The following is a 2,128-nucleotide window of genomic DNA, read 5'->3' on the forward strand; positions in this document are numbered from 1 at the left end:
ATTCCTTAGCAAAGCATTCATGTCGATGCGCGGCAACGCGTGTCCAGCCTTTGCAAGCCAGTCCCGTTTTGCAAAGAGCGCGGTGTGGCCGCCCGTCAGGAGAAGCTGTGCGGGTCGGCGCAGAAATAGGCGATGATCTGGCAAAGGTCGGGTTCGTTGACCATGCGCACCGCTTCGCTTGCGCGGACCCATTTGCGGGTGCGTGAGCGTTTTTCCTTCCAGCGGTCCGCGACTTTGTCGACATGCAGCGGAAACACCAGGACCTCGCACGGGACTTCTTCGCCGGAAGCCAGCGCCTTGGCGTAGAAGTAACGGCCGGCTTCAAGATGAGAGACACGGCCGCGCAGCCCGGCCTCCTCGCCGGCTTCGCGCGCCGCGGCCTCGCAGAGCGGCTCCCTGGCCTCTGGCCAACCCTTGGGCAAAACCCAACGGCCGGTATCGCGGCTGGTGATCAGCATGATTTCGACGCCGTCTCCCGTGTCGCGCCAGGGCAGGGCGGCAACCTGCAGGCGGCACGGCGCGGTGCCGAAGAGCCGTCGGACCCTTTCGGCCAGATGATTGTGTGTCGTTGGCCTCGTCAACATCGAAGAAGCTAGCCCCAGCCTCCGGAATCGTTTGCCGTCTCACGAATCTTACGGCTAATTGTCGGCAATAAAAGTAAAAAATTTCATTCGCCTGGCCAATTTCCGCCAATAGACGTCGATTTCGCGAAATATCCGGCTCTGCCGGATGTGTTTGCGAAAGCAAATCCATCCCCGGTGCAAGCTGCTGGTCTGTAACAGGGTAGTTGCGAATCAGCCGGCGTGGTCGTCGGCGATCGGCTTCTGGTAGGTGAAGCCCATATCCCACGGGAAATAGATCCAGGTGTCCTGGCTGACTTCGGTGACGAAAGTATCGACCAGCGGCCTGCCTTTCGGCTTGGCATAGACGGTGGCGAAATGCGCCCTGGGCATCATCGCGCGCACGATGCCCGCCGTCTTGCCGGTGTCGGTCAGGTCGTCGATGATCAGCACGCCGGCGCCGTCTTCGGCGAGCAGGGCAGGGGTGATCTCCTTGAGGACCTGCAGCTGCCCCTGGCTGGTATAATCGTGATAGGAGGCGACGCAGACGGTTTCGATGACGCGGATGCCAAGTTCACGCGAGATGATCGCCGCCGGCACCAACCCGCCTCGCGTGATGCAGACGATCGCTTTCCATTGCCCCTTGTTGGCGCCGGCAAGCCGCCAGGCGAGTGCGCGAGCGTCGCGATGGAACTGGTCCCAGGAGACCGGAAAGGCTTTTTCGGGAAGGGACATGTCGCGCACTCCACAGCACGCGGGGATCGCGCGCAAGAAAACAGGGGAATGCGCGCGGAATTAGCTGGAAAGCCCCCATCTTGGCAAGAGCAGGGGCCTTGGCAAGGCAAGGGCCAGCGATCGCTGTGGGCTTACCGCGACAGGAAGGCTGCCACCGGCGCGGTGCGCAGCACGCTGCGCGTCACGCCGCCGAACAGAAGCTGGCGCAGCCATGAATGGCTGTAGGCGCCGAGCACCAGCAGATCGGCGCCGGTTTCCGCGATCCTGGTCTGGATGATGTCATCGACCGAACTGCCGCCCGACTGCTGCACCGAGACGCTGACGGTGGCGCCGTGGCGCGACAGCGCCGCCGCGATTTCGGCGCCGGCGGCCTCCGGGCTGTCGTCGAGCGTTTCAGGAGGGTCGATAACCAATATGTCGGTCTTCTCGGCTTCGATGATGAAGGGCAGCGCGTCGAAGGCGGCGCGCGCCGCTTCCTTGCTGCCGTTCCAGGCGAGCAAGACGCGTTTGAAGGTGGTGATCAGCGGACCCTCGTGCGGCACCACCAGCACCGGCCGGCCGGCATCGTAGACCAGCGTGTCAACGTCCGCGCTGGAATCGCCGCCCGTTTCGCGCTGCGCTGCTATGATCAGGTCGGCGGCCCGCACGCTCGAAATCCCGGTCAGCGCACTGTCACCCGAAAAGCTCTCCAGGCTTCGCCACTCGAAGGAAAGACCGGAATCCTCGATATGCCTGAGAAACAGCGTCCTCAATTTCTCGGCCCGTTCCCGGTTCATGTCTGCCGAAACCTGCAGGAATTCGGTGTCGGGAAAGCCTGTGGCAGAGGTGTAGGG

3 protein-coding genes are annotated in these 2,128 nt (G+C 63.0%); all 3 read right to left on the bottom strand.

Features of this window, described 5'->3' with window-relative positions:
• Positions 1 to 95: 95 nt before the first annotated feature.
• The gene (locus EN914_RS33115; protein ID WP_013532018.1) at positions 96 to 584 is read right to left on the bottom strand and encodes an NUDIX hydrolase; all 489 of its coding nucleotides are present in this window, start codon (positions 582 to 584) and stop codon (positions 96 to 98) included.
• 210 nt (positions 585 to 794) lie between these two features.
• A complete protein-coding gene (gpt, locus tag EN914_RS33120; RefSeq protein WP_013532017.1) occupies positions 795 to 1,295 on the bottom strand; it encodes a xanthine phosphoribosyltransferase in 501 nt (166 codons plus the stop codon).
• Between the two features lie 131 nt (positions 1,296 to 1,426).
• A partial coding sequence (locus tag EN914_RS33125) for a universal stress protein (RefSeq protein WP_164779099.1) occupies positions 1,427 to 2,128 on the bottom strand: 702 nt, incomplete at its 5' end.

The sequence above is a fragment of the Mesorhizobium sp. M7A.F.Ca.CA.001.08.2.1 genome (assembly GCF_003998455.1).
GTDB lineage: Bacteria > Pseudomonadota > Alphaproteobacteria > Rhizobiales > Rhizobiaceae > Mesorhizobium > Mesorhizobium ciceri.

Bases quoted from the DNA above. Each gene is read 5' to 3' on its own strand.
- EN914_RS33115 (WP_013532018.1), bottom strand. From the start codon at position 584: ATGTTGACGAGGCCAACGACACACAATCATCTGGCCGAAAGGGTCCGA.
- gpt (WP_013532017.1), bottom strand. From the start codon at position 1,295: ATGTCCCTTCCCGAAAAAGCCTTTCCGGTCTCCTGGGACCAGTTCCAT.